We start from the raw sequence: 23607 nt of genomic DNA on the forward strand, positions 1-23607 counted from the left end.
ATGTACACGCACGAAGACCTGAATGCATTGCGCAATCAATCTCTCAAACTTCAGGGGTGGATTCGTCAGCAGACCTTTAGCCCCGAGATGGAGAAGACACTCCGCCGGTTTTCGAGCTGGGAGGTGTCCGAGCTGATCTTCCGGGTCAACCAGTCAACCTTTCGCGGAAAGCTGGCCGCTGATCCGTCGCTGCCCGGTGGCGAGGTTGAGCCCGAGGGGCGGCAGCGCTGGTTCAGCCTGGAGGAAGTGAATGAGTTGCGTCGGAGGCTCAAGGTAAATCGCAAATCCCTCATGCCGCCGCGTCCCGAGGGCAAGCGGGCCATTCGCGCAGCCGTGGCGAACTTCAAGGGCGGTGCGGGCAAGTCAACGGTAGCGTTGCATCTTGCGCATGCTGCGGCGCTTGATGGGTACCGTGTTCTTGTCGTTGACTTCGACCCGCAGGCCACGCTGAGCCATTCCATGGGCCTGACCGATGTCGCAGAGGATTATACTGTCTGGGGGATCATGGCCCGTGACCTGATCCGCGAGACCGAGCGCATGAACAACCGGCCCGCCGCGGCCGAGTCCGGCACCGCCCTGCCCCACCGGGAACTGCCCCCGGCGATCACCGATATGGGGCTTGGAGATCTGCGGATCAGCGATTTCATCAGACGGACGTCATGGTCGACCATCGATGCGATCCCATCCTGTGCGAACGCGGCCTTTGTCGAATTTGCCTCGGCACAGTATCGCCACCTGAACCCTGAGTGGTCTTTCTTTGCAGCGGTGTCCCGGTATCTGGATCAAATTCCTGACGACGCCTATGACCTGATCCTGTTCGATTGCCCGCCGGCCATTGGGTATCAGTCCATGAACGCGGTGTTCGCGGCGGACATGTTGTACATCCCGTCTGGCCCGGGATACTGGGAATATGACTCGACCACGTCCTTTATCGGTCAGTTGGCAGAAGCTTTGGAGGATCTGGCCTACGGGTTCGACAAAACCTTACCCACGGGTAAGATCGGTCTTCCCAAAACCTTCTGCGAACTGCGGTTCCTGCTTACACGGTACGAGCCCGGCAACGCCTTGCATCTGGCAATGTTCGATGCCTTTCAGAAGGTTTTCGGGGACCACGTCGCCCAGCACCCGGTTGAAATGACCCGCGCGGTCGAACAATCCGGCCGCTTTCTGAGTTCGGTTTATGAGATGGACTATCGCGAAATGACCCGCGAAACTTGGCGTCGGGCCCGCTCGACCTTTGACAATGTTTACGAGGAATTCCGGGGTGTGATGCTTTCTGCCTGGGACAAGCTGGAGGATGACGCATGAGCCGTAAGCGCAGAATGTTTGATATCGACCTGCCTGCAATGGATGACATTCCTGTCGGCAAGGTTCCGGACAAGGTTCTTGAAAAGCGGCGTGGACCGATGGCTGCGGCCATTTCGGAAAATGCCGATGCGCTGCGCGACCAGCAATCGACGGAAGAGTCCATCCGCGCAGAAAACGATCGTCTTGCGCATGAGCTTGTGCGGCTGCGTTCCGAAGGCCTGGTGACGGAGCGCGTGGCATTGGGTGACATTCTGTTTGAAAAGTTGACGCGGGATCGCAAACCAGGGCCGGATCCCGAGCTGGACGAGTTGAAGGCGTCAATTCAGGAAATTGGATTGTCCAACCCCATCCGACTTGAGCGCCGCACAGATGGACGATTTGAACTGATCCAGGGGATGCGGCGCCTGTCTGCCTATCGGGCCTTGTACGAGGAAACGGGAGACGAGTCCTATGCCAGAATTCCAGCGGGTATTTCAGAGGCGGGCGATCTCGACAGCAGCTACCGGCGCATGGTGGATGAGAACCTGATCCGCAAGGATATCTCGTTTGCTGAAATGGGTGCTTTGGCACGCGCGTATGCCGAAGACCCGGCAAATGATTGCCCGGATGTAGACAAGGCGGTTTCCACGCTGTTCAAATCCGCCAGTTACACAAAGCGGAGCTATATTAGATCGTTTGCCAGTTTGCTGATGATGTTGGACAAGGTTCTGAAACATCCGAACGACATTCCACGCAACGTAGGCGTAGAGTTGAAGCGCAAGCTGGACGCAACACCGGGTCTGGTGCGCCAGGTGAGCGCCGCAGTCATGAGCGAGCCGGACCGTGACGGAGCGCGGGAAGTTGCTATCCTCAGGTCTTTTCTGGGCGCACAGGAAACAAGCGTGGCAAGGAAGGCTCCGGTTGAAAGCGCCGGTAAACCACGGCGTGCGAAGACCACGTTTCAGGTATCTGGGCGGGCAGGGATCGCCAAGTGCTCGGCATCCAGTGGTCGGATTGAGTTGAGATATGATTTGGACTTTACACGTGTTGATCGCAGCAAACTTGAGGCGGCAATAGCTGCTTTCATCGATGCTCTTCCCGAGGAAGATGATCTTACCCACGGGTAAGGTTTGGTTTGAAGCTCCGAGAAAGGGCGCCGGTCGAATCCGGCGCCTTTGTCTTGTCGCAAAAGCCTGGGCGTTCTCAGCAAGGGATACCTGCCCATGAGTCCCCCTGAGTCTTCTTGCCTGAAGCTAGTGTCCTGTCACCGGCGCGGCAGGGGCTTGAGAGCGGCACGTGTGGCCTCTGTCATTGACGTTGGTTCAGAAACGTCCCGTTACGAGGAATGTTGTCGGGGCCACGCATCACGGCGTTTTGTCCCGGTTCGTGCCTTCAGGTCAGGGTAGGGGACTCGAAGCCGGTTCGGGATTGCAGCTTGCAATATGTGATGTGGGAACACGGGTGACATTACAGTTGTTCAGCGCGCGGAGTCTCGTCACAAGGATAACATGTGATAAGGAAAATTATCACGGTTTATAAGACTCGAGTCGCATTCGAAAGTAGTGTGCAAAAATATCATTTTTTGCACACAAAGCTTGCAAGGGGATTTGCACCTTCGCGATTTCGGGGCACCCAATTCAACCGAACAACGCAAAACCGGGGTGTGATGTGAAATCCTGAACGCACCAAATCGGTCCGGCGCACGGGTTTGGCTTGGGCGCAGGGTCCACAACCAATAATGGACGATCGCAATGCGGGTGACGCAGGCGCATATTCCCTGGTCATGCAGTGCAGTCCGAAATCAGCATGCACCATGGCCATGATCCCCGAGCAGCCATCTGCACGGCGGCCAACCAAATCAAGTTGTTCATCACGCCAACCTTGGTCCAGGTGCATCGATGCCAGGCTGTCTGCCCTGACGGGAATGGACCTGGTCGACATGGCGGGCAAAGTTCAATTCGCGCCGGCCGCGCTGCCCGGTTCCGCAGGTTTCTCGACCGGCGGGCTTGGCGGATCGCCATTCCCATCCAGGCGGATTTCAAAGAATTTTGCGAGAGACCCGTATCCCGGATACAATGCGCGTCACTTTGAGAGGGGCAGAATGCGCTATCTGTTATTGCAAGTATTGGCGATCGTCGCTTTTGCAGGCGCGCTTTGTGCAGAAAAGAACGATTACATCGAACTTGCACAAAGAGGATGGGGGTATGAGCTGCGGTCCACGATGCTGGGCCGTGATATGGCGATACCCGTTCACATCAATGGCCGCGATCAGGCCGGTGCAGCCTTGTGCCTGGTCGGTGAAAAACCGCATCCGCAAACGCTTGTCGTTCTTGATACCTTTCGGGCTTTGCTGAAACACAGCTTCGGCCACCCGACACCCATGCGGTACGCTGGCCCATCTGCGCGGGATTGTGGAACCGGTCGAACCGTGGTTTTGCGATTGTATTCCGGGTACCCTCCCAACCGGGACCTTTCCGCAGATATCGACTGGCTCAGTGAACTCCACCAGCTTGGACTGCCTGCGGGTCGGACCTATGTGGTGACATCACCGGCGATGGCACAGACCTTTTTTGGTCATCGGGGGCAGGGGACCCATATCGTGGTGAAACAACCGGCGCATGATCGACCCAGCAAGCTGGAAAGAGATTTTCACAAATCGATTCTGCTGGAAGAGCTGTTTCAGTCCTTCACCTTCGGCATGGACATCCTGCTGTATGACAAATCGTCAGGGTTTTTGTCCAAATTGCAGGAAACGCCGGTAAACTTGCAGCGCCTGCCTTGGAGTTCGCACGACTTCATGCGCGCATTGCTGGATTCGAACCCAAGCGGTCTTTGTGCGTTTGACGTCTTCATGATGCATGCTGTCGCGCAATCCCCGGTGGATCAAACCATTGACCCCGGCTTTATCGATTACATTGACGCCCAATATGACCGCCTATGGGCGCAGACGGATGAAACCCTGGCCAATCCCAGATTTGCAGCCCTTTTTGATGAAGGCTGCACCAATTCGGTTCGTGTGGCCAGGTAATACCATCTGACGTGTTTTGTCGGGCGGGTGACTCCGGGTAGCCTGAGCGCAGGCAACGCGCCCTCAGAGGCTATGGGAGGACATATGGATACGAGGCCTGAAAACCCGCCACGCGCCATTGCGGGATTGTCCGCGTATCTGTCGCAGGGGCTTATCGGTCACGCGCATCTGGTGGACTCTCTTTTGATCGCGCTGCTGGAAGGTGGCCATCTTCTTGTAGAAGGTCCGCCCGGTCTGGCGAAGACTCGAGCGGTCAAATGGCTGTCTAACGCTGTCGAGGGCGGCTTTGCCCGCATTCAATGCACACCTGACCTGATGCCGTCCGATCTGACCGGAACACCGGTTTACCAGCCTCAGGAAGGCCGCTTTGAATTTGTTCCGGGGCCGGTGTTTCACACGCTGGTGCTGGTTGACGAGATCAACCGCGCGCCGCCAAAGGTGCAGTCCGCCTTGCTGGAGGCCATGGCAGAACATCAGGTTACGGTTGGAAATGAAACCTATGCCCTGCCGGATCCCTTTCTGGTCGTGGCGACCCAGAACCCCATTGAACACGACGGAACCTTTCCCTTGCCCGAGGCGCAGTTGGACAGGTTTCTGCTGCATGTCGTACTGACATTGCCGGATCTGGAAACGGAACGCGAAATCCTCGATCTGGTCATCGCCGAAACACGGAATGGGCCGCCGGTCGCGCAGCAGATGACGCTTGAAGAGCTGAAGATTGCCCGTGCCGAGGCGCAGTCGGTTCACGTCGCGCCAGAGCTGCGGGACTATATCGTCCGGCTTGTGCTTGCGACCCGTGAAGGCCCGTTTGCCGATTTCGTCGAGCACGCAGTCTCGCCGCGTGGGTCGTTGGCCCTGGCCTCGGCATCGCGCGCACGCGCCTATCTGCGCGGTCGGGATTTCGCCCTGCCTGAAGATGTCGCCGCCGTCGCGCCCGATGCGCTGGCCCACCGCATGGTGCTGACCTGGAGAGCCGTTGCAGATGGCAAAAAGCCGCGCGAGTTGGTGGCGGACATTCTGAATGCGGTCGAGCCGCTGTGACGGGGGTACTGGCACATGCGGGGGTTCGCCTGACGACCGAGGCTTTGATTGCATTGCGGCATATCGCGTTGACCGACCACGGCAACCCGACAATGACGGCCCTGCCCGGAGGATTTTTGACCCGAAAACGCGGGCAGGGCGTCGAGGTTGCAGATGTACGCGAATACGTGGACGGGGATGACATTCGTCATTTGGATCGCGGTACAACCGCCCGCACGGGGCGTTTGCATATCCGGCAGTTTCAGGAGGAACAGGATCGCGTCGCCCTGTTGGTTGCGGATTTTCGTGCGCCGATGTTCTGGGGCCTCCGACGGGCGTTTCTGTCAGTCGCTGCCGCCGAAGCCCTGACCCTGATCGGGTGGTTCATGGTTGAAAGCGGCGGCCGTGTTGGTCTGTTGGCGCTCACCACCGGCGCACCCGTCATCGTACCCTTGCGCGGAAAAACGCGCGGGATGCTGGATGTGATCGGTGGCATGGTTCAGGCCCACGCGCACAGTCTGACCGGGCTGCAAAAGGGTGAGGATGAAAGCTGGACACTGGAACAGGCACTTGTCGGCGTTGAGCGCCTGACGCCGACTGGCGCCGAGATTATCATCGCGTCTGGCTTCGATCAGCAGGGAGGCGGCTTTTCGGACGTGCTGGACCGGCTCGATCATCGCCGCAACCCCAGACTGTTGCTTGTGACCGAAAGCAAAGCGCATGAGATGCCCAAAGGCTGGTATCCGTTCCGCCTTTCTGATGGGCGGCAAAAGCGGGTCTATCTGGCCCAGGCAGAGCCTTCCGGTGAACTTGCGTTTCAGAAGGTCGCAACACATCCTGCGCTTGTCCTGAATGCCAGTGACCCGGTCGAACAAACCTCTCGTCGCATTTCGTCGGTTTTCGCGGCAAGATATGTGGCATGAGTGAGAAAGCACTCTCTGAAGCCACGATGTTGGCCAGCCTGCGGGATATCCATTTGCCCGCCGAGGCCGCAGGCGGGGCGGTCGCGGAATACGCGGCTGTTCTTGGTATCGCGGCGCTGGCCTCGGTCGGCTGTGTCGCCATCCTGCGGTTGCTGAGCATCAGGACCGCAGCAAACATACAGCTGGGCCCATCTGATCAGTCTGCCGAACAACCGGGGTGGTCCGTGGATCGCCGCAGGGTGGCTCTTTTGCACAAACTGCGCGCTCAGAATCCGAAGCGTTATGCAGAGTTGACGGGTGATCTTTACCAACCCGGCGGTGAACCGGATCTGGAGACCTTGCAAGAGGAGGTCGCGGGTCGTGTTTGAACTTGCTGATCCCTGGGTCTTGCTGGCGCTGCCATTGCCTCTTGTCATCATGCGTTTGGTCAAACCGCGGCCGGTTTTCGAGCGGGGGTTCCCAGTCCCGGACCGCATAGGCGGAATGCTTATGGCGGCCAGCCCACAGGTTAAGGCCAGGACCCGGGTTTTGGCGGACCTCCTGATTTTGTGGATCATTTGGGCGCTCACGATTTTTGCCCTGTCCGGTCCGCGCGAACTGCAACCCGTCAGCGCCTTGAAAGTGTCCGGACGGGACCTTGCGATTGTTCTGGATCTTTCGGGATCGATGGTGCGGGATGATTTTCATCTCGACGGGCGCCAGATCACCCGTTTGGAGGCGGTGACCCGCGTTGGATCCGAGTTCGCCCGACGCCGCGCCGGCGACCGGGTGGCCTTGATTGTTTTCGGGTCCGAAGCCTATTTCGCCACGCCTTTCACTTTCGATACCGAGGCTGTCGCGCGACGGATCCAAGAGGCCACGATCGGTATCTCGGGCCGTGCGACGAACATCTCCGATGGTCTGGGCCTTGCTTTGAAGCGCCTGGCCAACAGCCAGGCGGCGTCGCGGGTCGTCATTCTGTTGTCGGATGGGGTGAACAACGCGGGCGCCACGAACCCCGGTGGCGTGGCCGAACTGGCGGCCGAGATGGGGGTGCGGGTCCATACGATTGCTCTGGGTCCAAAAGACCTGCAAAGCGCCGAACCTGGTGAGCGCGGCGTCGTCGATGCGACGACCCTGCGCGCCATTGCCGAAATTTCCGGCGGCGAAGCATTTCGCGTCAAGACCACCGATGATCTTATTGAAGTGACACAGGCACTGGATCGGTTGGAGGCGACGGACAGCGCGGGCCTTACGGCCGAGGTCTACCGATCATTTTGGACCTGGCCCGCAGCAATGGCGGCCGCACTTGCCCTGTTGGCGGCGTGGAGGCAAGCGTGATGATTGAGCTGGATGTCACCCTGCTCAGACCGGTCTGGGGGCTTTTGCTGCCCGTCGTCTGCGGGGCAGGGTGGTGGTTGCTTTCCCGCGCCGGAGGGTTCGGAGCCTGGGACAAGATTACCGAACCGCAGCTTGTCCAGGCGATGGCCGCGATTGGCCGGATCGAAGGCGGCTCCTTTCCGCTCAAACCGGCCGCGTTGCTGCTGACCACCGGCATCATCGCAATTGCTCTGACCGGCCCGGCAATCGAACGGCGCGACGCGCAAACCTATCGCAATCTGGATGGCGTTTTGTTACTTGTGGATGCATCTGACAGCGTGGCGGAAGGCGACCGCTGGCCGCAAGTGCTGAGCATGGGGCGTTTGGGTGTCAGTGCGCTTGGGTCCCGCCCCGGCGGCATCATCGTATACGCGGGCGACGCCTATGTCGCCACGGATATGACAACCGATCACCGCCAATTGGGTCAAACGCTCTCGCTCATCGATGGGCAGACCGTTCCGGACAAGGGATCGCGACCCGAACGCGCACTGGCTTTGGCGTTGCAGCGGATGGAAGAGGCGGGCATCCTGGCCGGGGACGTCGTCTTGTTCACTGACGGGGACGGACTTGGAGCACCTTCTTTGCAGCAGGTCGCATCGCTTGCCTCACGAGGGGCACGTGTGTCTTTGGTTTCAGTTCACCCTCCGACTGCGCAAAGTCAAACCCATGCCGCGCTCGGCGGGGGTGCCGTCTTCACTTTGGACCAGTCAGATGATCTGGTCAATTGGCTGGCAGATGATGCCGCCACCCGCTTGAAACGGGCGGACTATCCGGTGCTGTTCTGGCACGATCTGGGACGGTACCTGTTGTTCTTCGCTCTGCTCCCCCTGCTGTTTTTGTTCTGGAGGGAAGAGGCATGAGGTGGTTCGCGATTGCAGGTGCCGCATGTATTGCTTTTGCCTTTGCGCTGGGTGGCGCTGCCCCCTTTGGCCGCGTCGCATTGGCAATCGGTCTGTATCCAATGGCTGCAAAGCTGTTTTCCGACCCTGACTGGCAAGGTGTTGCCTTCTACCGTGCCGGGGTTTTTGACAAAGCAGCCAGTGCTTTCGAGCACGCCGGGAACCAGTACAACCTTGGCAATGCTTACGCCCGGACCGGCCAATTGGCCGCCGCGCTGGAAGCCTATGATCGGGCCATGGCCAAAGGAAACCTGGATGCTCAGGCGAATTTCGATCTGCTGGCCGCTTTTTACGCGGGGCAGCAGATCGCCCCCGAGGCTTTGGGCCTTTTCCCCGAACGCAATTCCGGGCCCAAGGCCGAGAGTTTTGTCGCGCGCGGGAATGCGCGGGCGGCGGGAACCGGCAGTGAGGTCACGAACGCGAACACGATGCTGGGACTGGCGGAATTGGACAGCCGCGGGCAACTGGGCGTGCGCCGTATCTTTGATGACAAGTTTATGGTTGCCGATCTGCGCTGGCTCAATCAGCTGTCCGACGTTCCGGGTGAATTCATGGCGGCCCGGATCGCACACGAACACAAGCGCCGGGCAAAGCTTGGTCTTTCGCCGCCAAAAGCGGAGAACCCGGAATGAAGTGGCTGGTCTTGCTTCTTGTTGCACTTCCGATGCAGGTTTTGGCGCAGTCCAAAACAGTGCTGCCGTCCGAGGCGTCGATAGAGGTTACCATTGCAGACGACGCCCCCGTTCCGTTCACCCGCGAGATGGTGCTGTTGACGATCCGGGGTGTCTATCGTCGGCACATCACGCGCGAAGAACTGATCCAGCCCCACTTGGATGGGTTCAGCTGGGCGCAGCTGGGGCCGGACAGCTGGTCGGAAGAAAGGATCAATGGTCGGAAATACAAGGTGTTTACCCGACGTATGGCGATCTATCCTGTCGAGGCAGGCCAGCTTTCAATTGGTCCGTTTGTGCACAGGTTGACCCTGACAGACGAAAACGACGACTGGTTCGAACATGAGATTCAGTCAGAGCCGCTGACCATTCAGGTGGCGCAAGCCCCGGCGACGCAGGATTGGTGGTTTCCGGTTCGCAAGTTGCAGATTTCGGATCAGTGGTCGAATGCGCCGGATCAACTTGCACCGGGTGAGGGGGTCTTGCGCGTCATTCGACTGGAAGCCCTGGGCGCGACGCCCGAGATGATGCCGCCCATGCCTGAGTTGACCTCACCTTCGGCCCTGATCTTCGCGCACCCTGAGAAAAGGCTTGTCGAACTGACCCCGGAAGGGCCGGTCACCTATGCGTTCTGGCGCTGGACCATACGCCCTTCGAACGACACGTCCGGCATCGTTGAACCCCTTCAATTCAGTTACTTTGACACTGTGACCCGCGAAACCCGAGAGGTCATCATCTCGCCGCAGCGCATTGCCTACGGCACGGTTGTCCAAGAGGCAGGCCCCGACAGATCGGAGGAAGATGCCCCACCAGCAAAGCTGTTGGGTTGGCAAGGTGCCGCAATCGCCAGCGTTGTTTTTCTGGCCGGTTTGGTATTGGGCATGTCCGGTCACAAACTGGCCGCTTCAAGAGCACTGCAACGCTTTGATATTTTCGATCCGTTGGCCCGAGAATTGCGGCGCAGTGCCGGGGCTGGTCGCGCAGACAGGCTGCGGCAAGCGGCTTCTGCCATCCTGCTTCGCGACGGCCATTCATCCAGTCGACTCAAACACGTGCAAGATTTTGACAGGCAGTATTTCGATCCCAAGGCCGCAAAGCCTGATTTGAAGGAGTTTGCCAGAAGTTTCCTCAAGAATTAGGTCATCTGAGTCATCAAGCTTTTGTTATCTATGGTATCTTTCGCTAGTATCAAAACGAAACAGTTGAACTGATCTGGAAATGCTGTACTTTTCCTTTTGGAGGAGAAGCAATGCACATTGCGGGATGTCCTAAACCGGTGGACCAGGTGTCCAGCGTGCTTATCGTGGATGATCATCCGCTGTTCAGCGATGCGTTGGCCGCGGCGTTGCAGTTGAGCTTCGAGAACTGCCGAATTGAAAAAGCCAACACGCTGAAGCAGACAATCGAGATTCTTGGCGCAGGCTTCAAGCCCGATCTGATCATGTTCGATCTGAAATTGCCGGACGTGACGGGTATATCGGGTTTTCAGCAGCTGCGACAGCGCTGTCCGAATGCCCCGGTTCTGGTGATATCGTCCCTGGCATCCGGAGAGCTGGTAAGATCTTTGCTGGACCACGGTGCGATGGGATTTCTGCCGAAAGACACGCCGGCGCAAACCCTGAAACACGCCATTCAGGAGATCACCTCTGGGCGGAGATACGTACCCACCGAATACAGCCGGGTCGAAGAGCTGAAGCCCTCCGAAAGCACCGTCTACCAGTCCAGCCCCGAGCTTTCATCATTGACGCCGCAGCAGGTCAAGATTCTCAAGCTTATCTGCGTGGGCCAATCCAACAAGCAGATTGCCTATGAGCTGTCTTTGGCAGAAGCGACGGTCAAGGCGCATATCACCGCTTTGCTGCGCCGCCTTGGGGTGCGCAACCGGACCCAGGCCGCTGTTCTGGTCGACTCGGTTGTCGCCAGACAGTCGCGACACGAACCGGAGGTCAAATCCTTTCTTCAACACTAGGGGGGGCACATGCGGGATCTGGAGCATGAACCGAATTTCATTGCGATTGGCCGTTCCGATGATTTGGACCCGACGACCGCCGTTGAAGAAGCCTGCGCGGAAATCGATAGTCTGTCGTCCTGCTTTGTCCTGGCCTTCGTTCCCAGCACTCTTGATCCAGTGGAAGTGTCGCGTTGCCTGAACGAAAGACTTGCGGGTGTTCCTGTCTTCGGCTGCACCACCGCAGGACAAATCACGCGTTCGGGTTATGAATCGCATGCGCTTTTGCTGCTGGCCTTTCCGAAGTCCAACTTTCGATGCTCGTCCGTTTTGTTCGAATCGCTCAGGCCGCTCAATTCAACGGAAATCGCTGCCGCAGCCCAGCGACTGGCCGAAAGATTCCGCCACACGGCGGGGTGGAACAGGCTGGCACTGGTGTTTACGGATGGATTGTCCAAGCAGGAAGACTTGCTGGTCTCAACGCTGGAAACCGTTCTGGATGGATTGCCGATATTCGGCGGCTCTGCCGGGGATGGCCTTCAATATGAAGAGACGTTCGTTTTTCACGGTGGCAAGGCGCACAACAATGCTGCCGTCCTGTTGTTGATTGAAACCAACCTTGGTTTTCAGGGTATCGGCTTTGATCATTTCCTGCCCATCGGGTCCGAGATCATCATCACCGACGCCAACCCGGAAGAACGCGTGGTCTATGAGATCAACGGGGCGCCGGCGGCGCAGGAATATGCCCGACTGGTCGGGTGCGCGGCCGAAGATCTGTCGCCGCTGGTATTTGCGGAAAACCCGCTGCTTCTCAGGCAGAACCTCAATTACTACGTTCGTGCCATTCGTGAACCGATGGAGGGGGGATCCCTGTCTTTTCTCGCGGCGATCGATGACGGCCTGATCATGACACTGGGGCGCGGGAAGGAGATCATTGAAACGCTCGAAGCCGGGCTGAATGTGCGCGACAACACCGGAACCGCCCCGGATTTCATTCTTGGGTTCGACTGTATTCTGCGGAAACTCGAAATCGAACAGAAACAGTTGAGCAAACAGGTTTCGGATGTTCTGCAATCTCACCGGGTGGTTGGCTTCAACACCTACGGAGAACAGCAATCCGGCGTACATATGAACCAGACCTTTGTGGGGGTCGCTTTCTTTGAGCCCGAGAAGCGGGACCTGAGCTGACCATGCTGAATCCAGACGACCCGCCAGAGATCCAGATATCCAAACAGGCCAAGATCATCGACGCGCTGATGCGGCGCGCCAACCGCCAGAAAGATGTGGGTCCGTCCGCCTTCCTGGCGTTTCAGTCGGCGATAGAGTTGCAGCAGCAGGTGATGGAGCAGAGTCGCGATCTGGAACGCGCGACCACCGAACTTGAAAGCGCCAGGTACGAACGCGAACAAACCCGCAAGAGCCTCGTCAGGGCCTTGTCTTCCATGGAAGAAGGGTTCGCGCTGTTCACGGATGGCGAATTGAACCTGTGCAACGAGCTGTTTCAGGCGATATTCCCGGATATGTCTGACGTTGTCGGGCCCGGCCTCAGCCTGGGTCGGTTTTTTCTGTTGGTACAGAACAGTCCCGAATTCGTATCGTCCGACCACGGAATATCGAAAATGTTGGATACGCTTGAGCGCAATTGTCATACCGGGATGGTGTCCAGCGACGTGATCGAACTGCGTGGGGATCGTTGGTATCAGCTCAGCGCACAATACACGTCGCCTCAGAATGTGGTCATACTGCTGACCGATATCACATCCGTTGTTCGCAGGAACCGCGATGAGAAAGAAACCCTGATTGACCGTCAGGAGGACTACCTTCAGGCGGTTTTCCAAAACATGAGCTCAGGCGTTTGCACGTTTTCATCAGATACCAAGATCATGATGCACAACGCGCGGTTCCGGGAAATACTGAACCTGCCGCTATCCGTCTTGCAGGCAAACATGCCAGTGCAAACGCTTTTGGATCTGATGCGGACGCGTGGGCTGATCAAGGCCGATGATGAACTCAGGATCGGCAAGTGGCAACACGAGCTGAAAAGCCGCGGCTGGTTGCGCAAACGTGTGCGCGACGGATCAGACCGCGTATTGGACATTCAGGTCAACCAACTGCCGGATGGTGGTTTTCTGGTCGAACTGAAAGACGTGACGTTTGAAGCACGCGCGACCGAAACCCTGGAAAACCGGGTTATGGAACGCACGGCAGAGTTGACCCATGCCAACGCCAAGCTGGTTCAGGAATACGAAGAAAAAGCGCGGGTGGAAGAGGCGCTGCGGATCGCAAAGGAACGCGCCGAAGCTGCGGTTTCTTCCAAGACACGATTTCTTGCGGCAGCCAGCCACGACCTGCTTCAGCCGATCAATGCCGCAAAACTCATGATCTCGACCCTGCTGGAGATCACGCGTGAGACCGAGCTTCATGAGATGATGGAGCGGTTGGACGGTGCCTTTGGATCTGCTGAACAACTGCTGCACTCATTGCTGGATATTTCGCGGCTCGAAACTACCGATCCGGACACGGTTTCACCCACGGAAGTTAGCCTCGCTACGATGATTGCAGGGATACAGGGCGATCAAACGCTGGTGGCCGAGAACAAGAACGTGACGCTTGATGTGGTTCCGTGTTCGGAAATCGTGAAATCCGATCCGATCTATCTGTTGCGCTCGATCCAGAATCTGGTGGTGAATGCCATCCAGTATACCGAACCGGGCGGTCGGGTTCTGGTGGGGTGTCGCAGGCGCGGCAACAAGGTCATTTTGCAAGTCTGGGATACGGGTATCGGGATCGCACGCAAAGATCAGCAACGCGTGTTCGAGGAATTCACGCGGGCCGAAAACGTGCCACTGGGTTCCGGCATGGGCCTGGGTTTGTCCGTCGTGGACCGCGCCTGCCGGCTGTTGGGTCACAAGCTTTCGCTGCGGTCCAAACCTGGCGTTGGTTCAGTGTTCAGCATAGAAATGGACAGGGTCGAAACCGGGCCAAGCACCATCGAACCCTTGGATCTTCTGGCCAACACGGGCGACGTGCCGCTGGATTTCATCATTCTGGTGATCGAAAACGACCGTGATGTTCTGTTTGGGACAACGCAGTGGTTGGAACAGAACGGTGCCAGTGTTCTGCCGGCCCGGTCGCCGAAGGAAGCGATGCAATTCATAAAAGACATTGGCATGCCGCCGGATATCATTCTGGCCGACTATCAATTGGATGATGGGGAAACCGGTGTTCATGCAATTCACCGGATCCGAGAGATGACGCAGACCCAAGTTCCGGCAATCCTGATCACCGCTGATCGCAGTGAAGCCCTGCGCAAAGACGGATTGCGGCATGAGATTTCGGTTATGGCGAAACCAGTCAAACTGCCGCGGCTCCGGTCTTTGATCATCTGGAAGATTCAGAACGCTTTGCACACGCAACCGCTCAATACCGACAAAAGTCGGCGGTGACATGGGGCGATTAGCCCATACTCTCATCGCGGGGAGGACAAAACCATGAGAAGGCTTTTTTGCGGTATCGCCGTTTTGTTTCTGAGTTTGAATTCTGTTTCCGCGGCATCGGTCGATGCCGAGCAAGCCTATGATTTGCTGTTCCAAAATGGCGTTCTGGACACAATCGAACGTGACAAGGAATTGATTTATCAGCGTACCGTCACAAACCGGATAAGGCCCGACACGGCGGAACGTGATACCGGTCTTATCTCTCTGAGTTTTTCGGATGACGGGAACGAGATGGCCCATCTGGAATTCCGCCAAGACGACAAACACCGCGCCATGGGTGTTTTTCCGGCCAGCGTCGGCAATCCGATGATCATGGTTTTCTATGAAAGCGCCATCCGGGATATGGCCGAGTCCGCGGGAGGTAGCCCGTTTTACATCCGAAACCGTATCAAAGATGCGCTGGTTCAACCTGCCGAGATCGTCGAGGGCGAGGCGGCGATCGATGGCAGAACCATTCCCGTTCAGACCATTGTCCTGCGCCCATTCGCCGAGGATCCGAACCGCGACCGGATGCAAGGGTTCGCAGACCTGGTTCTTCGCGTCACGGTGTCGGACAAGGTTCCGGGCTGGTATCTGAGCCTCGTGGCGGAAGCTGTTTCCGAACGTGACGGCGCGGCTGTTTATCGATCGGAAATGCGGTTTGAAGGAATGCAGGAGGGGCGCGAATGAAAACGCCATGCCAATTTCGGGAACGCGGCCGCATGACCTTTGCAGCCCTGATCGCAGGCAGTCTGGTTGCGCCCATTGCAGCGTCTGCACAAAGCGTCGCGGATCGGCTCAATGACTACCCGACCGCGGCACGCGCGGATTACGTGTTTGCATGCATGGTCACCAACGGTCAAACCCGCGAGATGCTGGACAGGTGTTCATGCTCGATCGATTTGATCGCCTCGATCCTGCCGTATGAGCAATATGAACAGGCGGAAACTGTTCTGTCGATGCGTCGGGTCGGGGGAGAGCGCATGGCGTTTTTCAAAAGTGCGGTGCTGGCCGAAAACATGGTGGCCGACCTGCGCCGGGCGCAGGCTGAAGCCGAGGTTGTCTGTTTTCGATAAACGCAGTCTGGTCCGTCAGCTGGCCGCGGCTTTGGGCAGGTCTTTCTCGAACGTGTTGCCCTCGGTATCCGTTGCCTTGACCGTCAACATGGTCGAGCCGTTGTCGTTATAGGCAAAACGGAAAGCCGGGTTTTCCGAGATCGATATGCCACCATCCATCGTGAACAGCAACTCTTCCCCTTGCCAGACTTCGATATGGTCGATGAAATGCGCGGGGATGAACAGTTGTGTTACCTGATCGCGTTGCAGGCCGGAATAGTTCGGGTGACGGATCATGATCTGAGCTTCTCGACGCGGCGTGGAAATCTGCGCCTCTTGCCCAAAGCTGCGCAGCTTCATCTTGCCCATGGACGCCAATGCGACCTCAGGGTCTTTGCTGGCCGGTGCCGAACAGCCGCCCGATGCTTTGACAAACCGGCCGGTCATATGAAGCCCGTCAGGCGTTTCAGCGATCACGCGGACATTCGAATACTGGTTCACGCGGACTCGCATCTCGAAATCCAACTGACCCATAGCTGGTGAAAAGCTGAAGACGCCTGCGACCGGGGCCGGGTTTTCGTCGATCACGACAGTGGCAGCGGAAATCCGGGCATCGGGATCAAGCTGTTTCAAAACGATGGGCACCGTTGCGGCATCATGCGCCCGGTACGGGGCGTCGAGCGAAAGCAGCGTGTCCGCATTTCCGATCTGGGCCTCGCCCACGACATCGTATTGCAGGTCCTTCCAGGTTTCGCTGTCGACCAGCGGATTTTTGATTGGCTGCTCTGCCCATGCAGGCAGGGCTAGTGCAAGTGAAAGGATTGCTACGGGTGCTAGTGCTCTGGCCATGTTGTCTCCTCCGGCAACCGGTGGCCAAGAATGTGCCACAAAACGCAAGGAAAATATATGCCGACGAAAGGCGCGGTGGTTCTGGCAGAGATCTGTGCCAATGTTCCGGTCGGAGGGCTGCTATGTTTGAAGCCGTGATTTTGCTATGCGCTCAGGTTGCGACAGAGCCTTGCAGAGAACAGCTTTTGCCGGGTTATGAGGCCCGATCACAGGCTGAATGCGAGCAGAAGCTGAAAACAACTCCTCCGCTGCTTTCCGATTGGCGCAGCGGCGAGCCCTATTGCCAACACATTGGTCAGGCACTGGAATTTGAAGAAGCTGCGCCGGGTCTGTTCGTGCATCGCGGTTTGATAGCGGAACCCGACGCGGACAATCTGGGCGATGTGTCCAATATCGGATTTGTCATCGGCCAGGACAGTGTCGCGGTGATTGATACGGGAACGGCACCCTGGATAGGAGAGGCCGTCTGGCGGGCCATTCGGGCCGAGACGGACAAGCCAGTCAGTCACGTAATTGTGACCCACATGCATCCCGATCACACATTGGGAACAGAGCCTTTGGCCCTTTCAGGTGCACAGGTTGTCGGCCATGCGGGGCTGGAGAGAGCACTGCTGGACCGGTTGGGCAACTATGTCGAAAGCCTGAGCGCCGCGATCGGCGACAGTGCCTATGTGGGTGTCGGGCCGATTTCCGTCGACATCGCTGTTGAAACCACGGACGAGATCGACCTGGGTGGGCGCAAACTGATCCTGCGGGCCTGGCCCCGGGCACATACCGGGAATGACTTGACCGTCATGGATGCAAACACCGGCGTCATGTTCACCGGCGATCTGGTGTTTCACCGGCATACCCCGGCATTGGATGGTCAACTGATCGGCTGGCAACGCGTACTGAAACAGATGACCGGGCTTGACGTCACTCAAATCGTACCGGGCCATGGTGGGCCGATCCTGGCGTGGCCTGAAGGTGCCGAGGATATGATGCGCTATTTGAACGTGTTGGAAACAGACACGCGCGAAGCAATCGGCAGTGGTCAGCGACTGGGCGATGCGGTTGAAACGATCGCTCAGGAAGAAGCGGTGCACTGGGAATTGTTTGACGCCTACAACCCGCGCAATGCGACGGTCGCATTCACCGAACTTGAATGGGAATAGCCCTGTCAGCGAATAGCCCGATCCAGGTTTTTCGCGGCGCCCAGATTGGCCTGATCTGCGCCCCGAACGTCAATCAGCCGCGTTGCCGTCAAATCGGCATTCGTAAAATCGGCACCGGACAATGTAGCCCCTGTCAGGTCGGCCCCGCCCAATGTGGCCATCGACAAATCGGCATTTGTGAAATCTGCGTTGGGCAATTTGGCGAATTCCAGATCGGCGCGGGACATTTTCGCGTCAGTGAAATCCACGTCCGATCCACGAGCCGAGGACAGGACGCCGCGCATAAGCCCCATGGATTGGTTGCGCATGTCGGCCGAAAAATCCGCCCCTTTGAATACAGCCCGGTTCAGTTTGGCCTTGGTAAAATCGGCGGCTGTTCGGGCGTTTGTGAAATCCGTATCGCTCAGATCCGCTTGGCTGAGCTGGGTCTGGAACAGCTCGGCCCCGACAAGCGATGCACCTGAAAGGTTGGCGCCGATCATCCAGGACTGGCTGAGAATCGCGCCGTCCAGAGTGGATCCCGACAAATTGGCGCCGTTCAAAGACGTCGCTCGCAGGATCGCATTGCTGAAATCCAACCCGGACAAGTCGAGATTGTTCAGCCAGACCCGGGTGAAATCTGCGGGGGCGTCGGCCGTAGCAGCCGCAAGCCGGGCAACAACGTCGGCGCGGGTCATTTGCGCCTGGGTCATCTTGGGCAGAGTCATGTCAACGCCGCTGAGCGGGGACTGGCCAAGGGCCGAGAGGGGCGACAGCGTCAGAAAGACGATCAGTAGGTGTTTCATGTTTCCCTCCTTGCCAAGAGGCCGCTGCATTAACCTTGATCTGAGGTCAACTGTTGCAGCATTTGCGAAATCGCAAACAGGCGTCGCTCGATGATTTGCGGTGTTTCGCACAGATAGGTGATCGAGCGTTGACGGTCAGAGTAGATCAGCTGGTCCCAATCCAGCTGCTCCTCAAGGGCGTCGATGCGGTCATAATCAGGCGGGTCGGATGACAGGGCCTGCTCCATTTCCACCCGGGCCAGATCAATCTTTTCCGCCATATCGATCTGCTTCAGCGAAAACTCTCCGATCCCCGCGATGATGTGCTTGCGTCTTTTGGACAAGGTGTCAAAGACGCGCTGGAACACCTGACCCAGAATATCCGGATCGCCGTTGTGACGCGCGGCAAACTCTGCAACCTGGGGCCGCAGGTCTTCCAGGTCGATCCGCCTCAGCGCCAACAGGCCAGCAATTTCATCGATGTCGGCACTGTCTTCGGTGGTTTCGCTGTCAGGGACCTGGTACGGCCACATGAGGCCCAGCGACAGGTCCTCGACCTTGCGTTGGATGCACGGCCAGGTTGGGTCGGAAAAATCCGCTGCCAGGCTCGGGCCAACCGCGCCGAGCCAGGCCAGAGCCATAAGTGTTAGCTTGCCGTTAGACATCGCAGCTCTCCTCCACGCGGACATCACGGACATCATGCATGGAATCTGCGCACGAAGTCCATTCAACCCAATACACACCATTGTCTTAATTGTTTGAACATGGCGCTCGCCCTCATACTCGACCCGAGTTGCCGGACTATGGTTGATTCCGGTGCCATGGGAGGAAAGACAGAGATGAGAACACGCGCGGCGGTTGCTGTGGCGGCAGGCCAACCCTTGGAAATCATGGAGGTTGAACTGGATGGCCCGAAAGCAGGTGAAGTCCTGATCGAGGTCAAAGCGACCGGTCTTTGTCATACGGATGAGTTCACTCGTTCAGGTGATGACCCTGAAGGGATTTTTCCGGCAATTCTGGGTCATGAAGGCGCCGGAGTGGTTCTGGAAGTAGGGGAAGGTGTTACCAGCCTTGAGGTTGGAGACCACGTGATCCCTCTTTACACCCCCGAATGCCGTGAATGCGAGTATTGTCTGAATCCCAAGACAAACCTGTGTCAGAAAGTACGTGCCACGCAGGGTGCGGGCTTGCTGCCGGATGGGACGACCCGGTTCAGCATGCTGGACGGGACACCCATCCATCACTACATGGGCTGTTCGACGTTTGCCAATCACACCGTTGTGCCCGAGATTGCGTTGGCCAAGGTGCGCAAGGACGCGCCGTTTGACAAGATTTGCTACATCGGCTGTGGAGTCACCACCGGCATCGGGGCCGTTATCAACACGGCCAAGGTCGAAATTGGTTCACGCTGCGTGGTCTTTGGTCTGGGCGGAATTGGCCTGAATGTCATTCAAGGCTGTCGCATGGCGGGCTGTGACCAGATCGTTGGTGTCGACCTGAATGACGGCAAGGCCGAAATGGCGACTCATTTCGGAATGACCGATTTCGTGAATCCCTCGAAAGTCAGCGGCGATATCGTGGCACATCTGGTCGAACTGACCGGCGGTGGCGCGGATTATACCTTTGACGCGACCGGCAATGTCGGCGTGATGCGAACCGCTTTGGAATGCGCGCACAAAGGTTGGGGAGAAAGCATCATCATCGGTGTGGCACCTGCTGGCGCCGAGATTTCAACGCGCCCGTTCCAGCTGGTCACCGGCCGGTCATGGCGCGGAACCGCGTTCGGCGGTGCCAAGGGCCGGACGGATGTTCCGAAGATCGTTGATTGGTACATGGCCGGGAAGATCGAGATCGACCCCATGATCACGCACAAGCTGACACTTGATGAAATCAACCACGGCTTTGACCTGATGCACCAGGGTAAATCGATCCGCGCGGTCGTGGAGTACTGACATGGGTCTGAAAACCATCTCGCAAAATCGCAGTTTCGGAGGGGAGCAGACCGTGTACTCCCACTCGTCCGAGACCTGTGATTGCGAGATGACCTTTGCCATCTACCTGCCGCCTCAGGCCAAATCCGGGCCGGTGCCGGTGTTGTGGTACTTGTCCGGCCTGACCTGCACCCATGAAAACGCGATGACCAAGGGCGGATTTCAGGAGGCGGCGGCGGATTACGGTGTCGCGGTTGTGTTTCCCGATACATCCCCGCGTGGCGAGAATGTTGCCGACGATGACGCTTATGATCTGGGGCAGGGGGCCGGATTCTACGTGAACGCCACACGGGACCCATGGCGGGCCCATTTCAGAATGTATGACTACATCGTCGACGAGCTTCGCGGAATTGTTCTGAAGAACTTCCCGGTGCAGGATCGTCACGGGATCACAGGCCATTCCATGGGTGGACATGGTGCGATTACGATCGCGATACGCAACGCCGACAAATTCGGGTCTCTTTCAGCATTTGCGCCGATTGCGCACCCGACGCGGTCGGATTGGGGCCGTAAACAGCTTAGCAGCTATCTGGGTGACGACGAAAACACCTGGGTCGAACATGACGCCACCCTGCTGCTGGAAGAACACGGCTGGAAAGGTGACCTGCTGATCGATCAGGGCGCGGATGATCAGTTTCTTGATCTGCTCAAACCCGAAGCACTGGCCAATATGATGGCCAAGCGCCGCCAGCCCGGACAGATCAGAATCCAAGAAGGGTATGACCACTCGTACTTCTTCGTGAACAGTTTTGCCCGCGACCATGTCGAATGGCACGCGGAACGTCTCAGCCAATGAAAACAGCAAGGAAAGATTGATAGTGATCAGAACGGTATTCGCAGCAACCTGCTTCATGCTTTTCCCCGCCTTTGCAAGCGCCGAAGGCGATCCCGAAGCGGGCGAAAAAGTCTTTCGCAAGTGCAAGGCCTGCCATGCGGTGGGCGAAGGGGCTGAAAACAAGGTGGGGCCGGTGCTGAACGGTATTGTTGGACGTCAGGCCGCAAGCGTCGAAGGATTTGGCTATTCACCGGTGTTGATTTCGCTGTCCGAAGAAGGGCTGGTCTGGACACCCGAAGAACTGGACGTGTTTCTGACGAAACCGCGCGACTATGCGAAGGGGATCAAGATGACCTTCGCCGGGCTGAGAAAAGAGGACGATCGAGCGAACATCATCGCATATCTTGCGACCTTTGAGGACAACGGGTCGTAGGAGATCGCATTGCTCTCCCACCTAAGCGACCGGAAAACCGTCGGTCGGGGCGAGCATCAACAGACACCGTAATCCGACCTGGGTGAGGTGTTGCAATGCAGAGAGAGAGATCGCTGCACGAAAGGGAGGAGATTGAATGAAAAATCTATCGCTTTGGACCTCCGGGATTGCCATTGCACTGGCCACCGCGGCCTATGCAAATGACGACCTGGTTGCCCAGATGGAGAACGCGAAACAATGGGCGATCCAGACGGGTGACTACAAAAATCAGCGCTATTCCGAACTGGATCAGATCAACGCAGACAATGTAGGTGATCTGCAAGTGGCGTGGACCTTCTCGACCGGTGTTCTGCGTGGGCACGAGGGTTCGCCGCTGGTTATTGGCGACATGATGTATGTCCACACGCCGTTCCCGAACATTGTCTATGCTCTGGATCTGGCAAACGAAGGCAAAATTGTCTGGAAATATGAGCCCAAGCAGGACCCGGACGTGATTCCGGTCATGTGCTGTGACACGGTGAACCGCGGTGTGGCTTATGCGGATGGCAAGATCTTCCTGCATCAGGCCGACACCAAGGTTGTGGCGCTTGATGCCAAGTCCGGGGATGTCGTCTGGGAAGTTCAGAATGGTGACCCGGCGATTGGCGAAACCAACACAGCCACGGTGTTGCCTATCAAGGACAAGGTCATTGTCGGTATCTCGGGTGGCGAATTCGGTGTGCGCGGGTCGGTTACGGCCTATGACATGAACTCGGGCGAGCTGGTCTGGCGGGCCTATTCCATGGGGCCGGATTCGGACATTCTTGTTGATCCGGAAAAGACCACCCATCTGGGTAAGCCGGTTGGCGCGGACTCGGGTACAAACACCTGGGAAGGCGATCAGTGGAAGATCGGCGGCGGCACCACATGGGGCTGGTATTCCGCGGATCTGGACGAGAACCTGATGTACTATGGCACCGGGAACCCATCGACCTGGAACCCGGCGCAGCGCCCGGGCGACAACCGCTGGTCCATGACCATCATGGCGCGTGACATCGACACCGGCGTGGCAAGATGGTTCTACCAGATGACGCCGCATGATGAATGGGACTATGACGGCATCAATGAAATGATCCTTACGGAACAGGAAATTGATGGCGAGCAGCGCAAACTGCTGACCCATTTCGACCGCAACGGTCTTGGTTACACCATGGACCGCGTGACGGGCGAGCTGCTGGTGGCCGAAAAATTCGACCCGGTTGTGAACTGGACAACTGGCGTCGACATGGATCCCAACAGCGAAACCTATGGCCGCCCGGCCGTGGTCGCGCAGTATTCGACGGAACAGAACGGCGAGGACGTGAACTCGACCGGTATCTGCCCGGCGGCTTTGGGCACCAAGGACCAACAGCCTGCGGCCTATTCGCCGAAGACTCAGTTGATGTATGTGCCAACCAACCATGTCTGCATGGATTATGAGCCGTTCCGCGTGTCCTATACCGCTGGTCAGCCCTATGTGGGTGCAACTCTGGCGATGTATCCGGCACCCGACAGCCATGGTGGCATGGGCAACTTCATTGCCTGGGACAACACTGATGGAAGCATCAAGTGGTCACTGCCCGAGCAGTTCTCGGTCTGGTCCGGTGCGCTGGCGACAGCGGGTGACGTTGTCTTCTATGGAACGCTCGAAGGGTATCTGAAGGCGGTTCATGCTGAAACAGGGGAAGAACTGTACAAGTTCAAAACGCCCTCTGGCATCATCGGCAACGTGATGACGTACGAGCAAGGTGGCAAGCAGTATATCGGCATTCTGTCCGGTGTCGGTGGTTGGGCCGGTATCGGTCTGGCGGCTGGTTTGACCAACCCGAATGACGGTCTGGGCGCCGTGGGTGGCTATGCCGCACTCAGCGACTATACCGCGCTGGGCGGTCAGCTGACCGTGTTCGCATTGCCGAACTAAGCCAAAGATCCGGCCGGCGCGGTTCAATCGGACTGC

23 protein-coding genes are annotated in these 23607 nt (G+C 57.8%); 20 read left to right on the forward strand and 3 right to left on the reverse strand.

Annotated elements, in window-relative coordinates:
* The 15 genes from NOR97_RS16400 to NOR97_RS16470 all read left to right on the forward strand — a co-directional run bounded on the left by NOR97_RS16400 (position 1) and on the right by NOR97_RS16470 (position 15687).
* Positions 1-1308 (forward strand): AAA family ATPase, encoded by a 1308-nt coding sequence (locus NOR97_RS16400; RefSeq protein WP_170345133.1) that lies wholly within the window; start codon positions 1-3, stop codon positions 1306-1308.
* Positions 1305-2414 carry a ParB N-terminal domain-containing protein gene (locus tag NOR97_RS16405; RefSeq protein ID WP_257601169.1) on the forward strand — a complete coding sequence of 370 codons (1110 nt, stop codon included), beginning with the start codon at positions 1305-1307 and terminating at the stop codon, positions 2412-2414. Before NOR97_RS16400 ends, NOR97_RS16405 begins: the two co-directional genes overlap by 4 nt.
* A 974-nt stretch (positions 2415-3388) precedes the next feature.
* Positions 3389-4315, forward strand: a complete 927-nt coding sequence (locus NOR97_RS16410) for a hypothetical protein (RefSeq protein ID WP_170346802.1) — start codon at positions 3389-3391, stop codon at positions 4313-4315.
* Positions 4316-4399: 84 nt separating this feature from the next.
* Positions 4400-5356, forward strand: a complete 957-nt coding sequence (locus NOR97_RS16415) for a MoxR family ATPase (RefSeq protein WP_257601170.1) — start codon at positions 4400-4402, stop codon at positions 5354-5356.
* Positions 5353-6258 (forward strand): DUF58 domain-containing protein, encoded by a 906-nt coding sequence (locus tag NOR97_RS16420; RefSeq protein ID WP_257601171.1) that lies wholly within the window; start codon positions 5353-5355, stop codon positions 6256-6258. The genes NOR97_RS16415 and NOR97_RS16420 overlap by 4 nt, the downstream gene beginning before the upstream one ends.
* Positions 6255-6626, forward strand: a complete 372-nt coding sequence (locus tag NOR97_RS16425; RefSeq protein WP_170346804.1) for a hypothetical protein — start codon at positions 6255-6257, stop codon at positions 6624-6626. Before NOR97_RS16420 ends, NOR97_RS16425 begins: the two co-directional genes overlap by 4 nt.
* Positions 6619-7578, forward strand: coding sequence for a VWA domain-containing protein (locus tag NOR97_RS16430; RefSeq protein WP_257601172.1), 960 nt, complete (start codon positions 6619-6621; stop codon positions 7576-7578). Before NOR97_RS16425 ends, NOR97_RS16430 begins: the two co-directional genes overlap by 8 nt.
* On the forward strand, positions 7578-8477 hold the full coding sequence (locus tag NOR97_RS16435) for a VWA domain-containing protein (protein WP_257601173.1): 900 nt from the start codon (positions 7578-7580) through the stop codon (positions 8475-8477). The genes NOR97_RS16430 and NOR97_RS16435 overlap by 1 nt, the downstream gene beginning before the upstream one ends.
* Positions 8474-9148: a tetratricopeptide repeat protein gene (locus tag NOR97_RS16440; protein WP_257601174.1), complete on the forward strand. Its 675-nt coding sequence runs from the start codon at positions 8474-8476 to the stop codon at positions 9146-9148. The genes NOR97_RS16435 and NOR97_RS16440 overlap by 4 nt, the downstream gene beginning before the upstream one ends.
* Positions 9145-10326 (forward strand): hypothetical protein, encoded by a 1182-nt coding sequence (locus NOR97_RS16445; protein WP_257601175.1) that lies wholly within the window; start codon positions 9145-9147, stop codon positions 10324-10326. Before NOR97_RS16440 ends, NOR97_RS16445 begins: the two co-directional genes overlap by 4 nt.
* Before the next feature lie 110 nt (positions 10327-10436).
* Positions 10437-11156, forward strand: a complete 720-nt coding sequence (locus NOR97_RS16450; RefSeq protein WP_257601176.1) for a response regulator transcription factor — start codon at positions 10437-10439, stop codon at positions 11154-11156.
* Between the two features lie 9 nt (positions 11157-11165).
* Complete coding sequence (locus NOR97_RS16455) at positions 11166-12323, forward strand: FIST N-terminal domain-containing protein (protein ID WP_170346810.1); 1158 nt, start codon at positions 11166-11168, stop codon at positions 12321-12323.
* A 2-nt stretch (positions 12324-12325) separates the two neighbouring features.
* Positions 12326-14581: a PAS-domain containing protein gene (locus NOR97_RS16460; RefSeq protein WP_257601177.1), complete on the forward strand. Its 2256-nt coding sequence runs from the start codon at positions 12326-12328 to the stop codon at positions 14579-14581.
* A 45-nt stretch (positions 14582-14626) separates the two neighbouring features.
* Entirely contained in the window at positions 14627-15301 is a 675-nt protein-coding gene (locus tag NOR97_RS16465) for a hypothetical protein (protein ID WP_257601178.1), read from the forward strand.
* A 32-nt stretch (positions 15302-15333) separates the two neighbouring features.
* Positions 15334-15687, forward strand: coding sequence for a hypothetical protein (locus NOR97_RS16470; protein WP_170346913.1), 354 nt, complete (start codon positions 15334-15336; stop codon positions 15685-15687).
* A 15-nt stretch (positions 15688-15702) separates the two neighbouring features.
* Here the strand turns inward: NOR97_RS16470 and NOR97_RS16475 are convergent, their stop codons facing one another.
* Positions 15703-16515 (reverse strand): quinoprotein dehydrogenase-associated SoxYZ-like carrier, encoded by an 813-nt coding sequence (locus NOR97_RS16475; protein WP_170346813.1) that lies wholly within the window; start codon positions 16513-16515, stop codon positions 15703-15705.
* A 122-nt stretch (positions 16516-16637) separates the two neighbouring features.
* On the opposite strand from NOR97_RS16475, the gene NOR97_RS16480 reads away from it, so the two are divergent.
* Positions 16638-17669: a quinoprotein relay system zinc metallohydrolase 2 gene (locus tag NOR97_RS16480; RefSeq protein ID WP_257601179.1), complete on the forward strand. Its 1032-nt coding sequence runs from the start codon at positions 16638-16640 to the stop codon at positions 17667-17669.
* Between the two features lie 5 nt (positions 17670-17674).
* On the opposite strand, the gene NOR97_RS16485 is transcribed toward NOR97_RS16480, so the two are convergent.
* Both NOR97_RS16485 and NOR97_RS16490 read right to left on the reverse strand, forming a co-directional pair.
* Entirely contained in the window at positions 17675-18454 is a 780-nt protein-coding gene (locus NOR97_RS16485; RefSeq protein WP_257601180.1) for a pentapeptide repeat-containing protein, read from the reverse strand.
* Between the two features lie 29 nt (positions 18455-18483).
* Positions 18484-19098 carry a hypothetical protein gene (locus NOR97_RS16490; RefSeq protein ID WP_170346816.1) on the reverse strand — a complete coding sequence of 205 codons (615 nt, stop codon included), beginning with the start codon at positions 19096-19098 and terminating at the stop codon, positions 18484-18486.
* 174 nt (positions 19099-19272) lie between these two features.
* Here NOR97_RS16490 and NOR97_RS16495 point away from each other — a divergent pair, with 174 nt between their 5' ends.
* The 4 genes from NOR97_RS16495 to xoxF5 all read left to right on the forward strand — a co-directional run bounded on the left by NOR97_RS16495 (position 19273) and on the right by xoxF5 (position 23571).
* The gene (locus tag NOR97_RS16495) at positions 19273-20385 is read left to right on the forward strand and encodes an S-(hydroxymethyl)glutathione dehydrogenase/class III alcohol dehydrogenase (RefSeq protein WP_117873003.1); all 1113 of its coding nucleotides are present in this window, start codon (positions 19273-19275) and stop codon (positions 20383-20385) included.
* A gap of 1 nt (position 20386) precedes the next feature.
* Positions 20387-21220, forward strand: a complete 834-nt coding sequence (fghA, locus tag NOR97_RS16500) for an S-formylglutathione hydrolase (protein ID WP_257601181.1) — start codon at positions 20387-20389, stop codon at positions 21218-21220.
* A 22-nt stretch (positions 21221-21242) separates the two neighbouring features.
* Positions 21243-21632: a cytochrome c family protein gene (locus tag NOR97_RS16505; protein WP_374041633.1), complete on the forward strand. Its 390-nt coding sequence runs from the start codon at positions 21243-21245 to the stop codon at positions 21630-21632.
* A 136-nt stretch (positions 21633-21768) separates the two neighbouring features.
* Positions 21769-23571 (forward strand): lanthanide-dependent methanol dehydrogenase XoxF5, encoded by a 1803-nt coding sequence (gene xoxF5, locus NOR97_RS16510; protein ID WP_170346817.1) that lies wholly within the window; start codon positions 21769-21771, stop codon positions 23569-23571.
* Positions 23572-23607: the final 36 nt, after the last annotated feature.

Origin of the sequence: Ruegeria sp. YS9 (assembly GCF_024628725.1) — a bacterium.
Taxonomy (GTDB): Bacteria; Pseudomonadota; Alphaproteobacteria; order Rhodobacterales; family Rhodobacteraceae; genus Ruegeria; species Ruegeria atlantica_C.

Excerpts from the sequence above, each read along its gene's own strand:
- NOR97_RS16400 (WP_170345133.1), top strand. The coding sequence starts at position 1 with ATGTACACGCACGAAGACCTGAATGCATTGCGCAATCAATCTCTCAAA.
- NOR97_RS16405 (WP_257601169.1), top strand. The coding sequence starts at position 1,305 with ATGAGCCGTAAGCGCAGAATGTTTGATATCGACCTGCCTGCAATGGAT.
- NOR97_RS16410 (WP_170346802.1), top strand. The coding sequence starts at position 3,389 with ATGCGCTATCTGTTATTGCAAGTATTGGCGATCGTCGCTTTTGCAGGC.
- NOR97_RS16415 (WP_257601170.1), top strand. The coding sequence starts at position 4,400 with ATGGATACGAGGCCTGAAAACCCGCCACGCGCCATTGCGGGATTGTCC.
- NOR97_RS16425 (WP_170346804.1), top strand. The coding sequence starts at position 6,255 with ATGAGTGAGAAAGCACTCTCTGAAGCCACGATGTTGGCCAGCCTGCGG.
- NOR97_RS16435 (WP_257601173.1), top strand. The coding sequence starts at position 7,578 with ATGATTGAGCTGGATGTCACCCTGCTCAGACCGGTCTGGGGGCTTTTG.
- NOR97_RS16440 (WP_257601174.1), top strand. The coding sequence starts at position 8,474 with ATGAGGTGGTTCGCGATTGCAGGTGCCGCATGTATTGCTTTTGCCTTT.
- NOR97_RS16445 (WP_257601175.1), top strand. The coding sequence starts at position 9,145 with ATGAAGTGGCTGGTCTTGCTTCTTGTTGCACTTCCGATGCAGGTTTTG.
- NOR97_RS16450 (WP_257601176.1), top strand. The coding sequence starts at position 10,437 with ATGCACATTGCGGGATGTCCTAAACCGGTGGACCAGGTGTCCAGCGTG.
- NOR97_RS16455 (WP_170346810.1), top strand. The coding sequence starts at position 11,166 with ATGCGGGATCTGGAGCATGAACCGAATTTCATTGCGATTGGCCGTTCC.
- NOR97_RS16460 (WP_257601177.1), top strand. The coding sequence starts at position 12,326 with ATGCTGAATCCAGACGACCCGCCAGAGATCCAGATATCCAAACAGGCC.
- NOR97_RS16465 (WP_257601178.1), top strand. The coding sequence starts at position 14,627 with ATGAGAAGGCTTTTTTGCGGTATCGCCGTTTTGTTTCTGAGTTTGAAT.
- NOR97_RS16470 (WP_170346913.1), top strand. The coding sequence starts at position 15,334 with ATGACCTTTGCAGCCCTGATCGCAGGCAGTCTGGTTGCGCCCATTGCA.
- NOR97_RS16475 (WP_170346813.1), bottom strand. The coding sequence starts at position 16,515 with ATGGCCAGAGCACTAGCACCCGTAGCAATCCTTTCACTTGCACTAGCC.
- NOR97_RS16480 (WP_257601179.1), top strand. The coding sequence starts at position 16,638 with ATGTTTGAAGCCGTGATTTTGCTATGCGCTCAGGTTGCGACAGAGCCT.
- NOR97_RS16485 (WP_257601180.1), bottom strand. The coding sequence starts at position 18,454 with ATGAAACACCTACTGATCGTCTTTCTGACGCTGTCGCCCCTCTCGGCC.
- NOR97_RS16490 (WP_170346816.1), bottom strand. The coding sequence starts at position 19,098 with ATGTCTAACGGCAAGCTAACACTTATGGCTCTGGCCTGGCTCGGCGCG.
- NOR97_RS16495 (WP_117873003.1), top strand. The coding sequence starts at position 19,273 with ATGAGAACACGCGCGGCGGTTGCTGTGGCGGCAGGCCAACCCTTGGAA.
- fghA (WP_257601181.1), top strand. The coding sequence starts at position 20,387 with ATGGGTCTGAAAACCATCTCGCAAAATCGCAGTTTCGGAGGGGAGCAG.
- xoxF5 (WP_170346817.1), top strand. The coding sequence starts at position 21,769 with ATGAAAAATCTATCGCTTTGGACCTCCGGGATTGCCATTGCACTGGCC.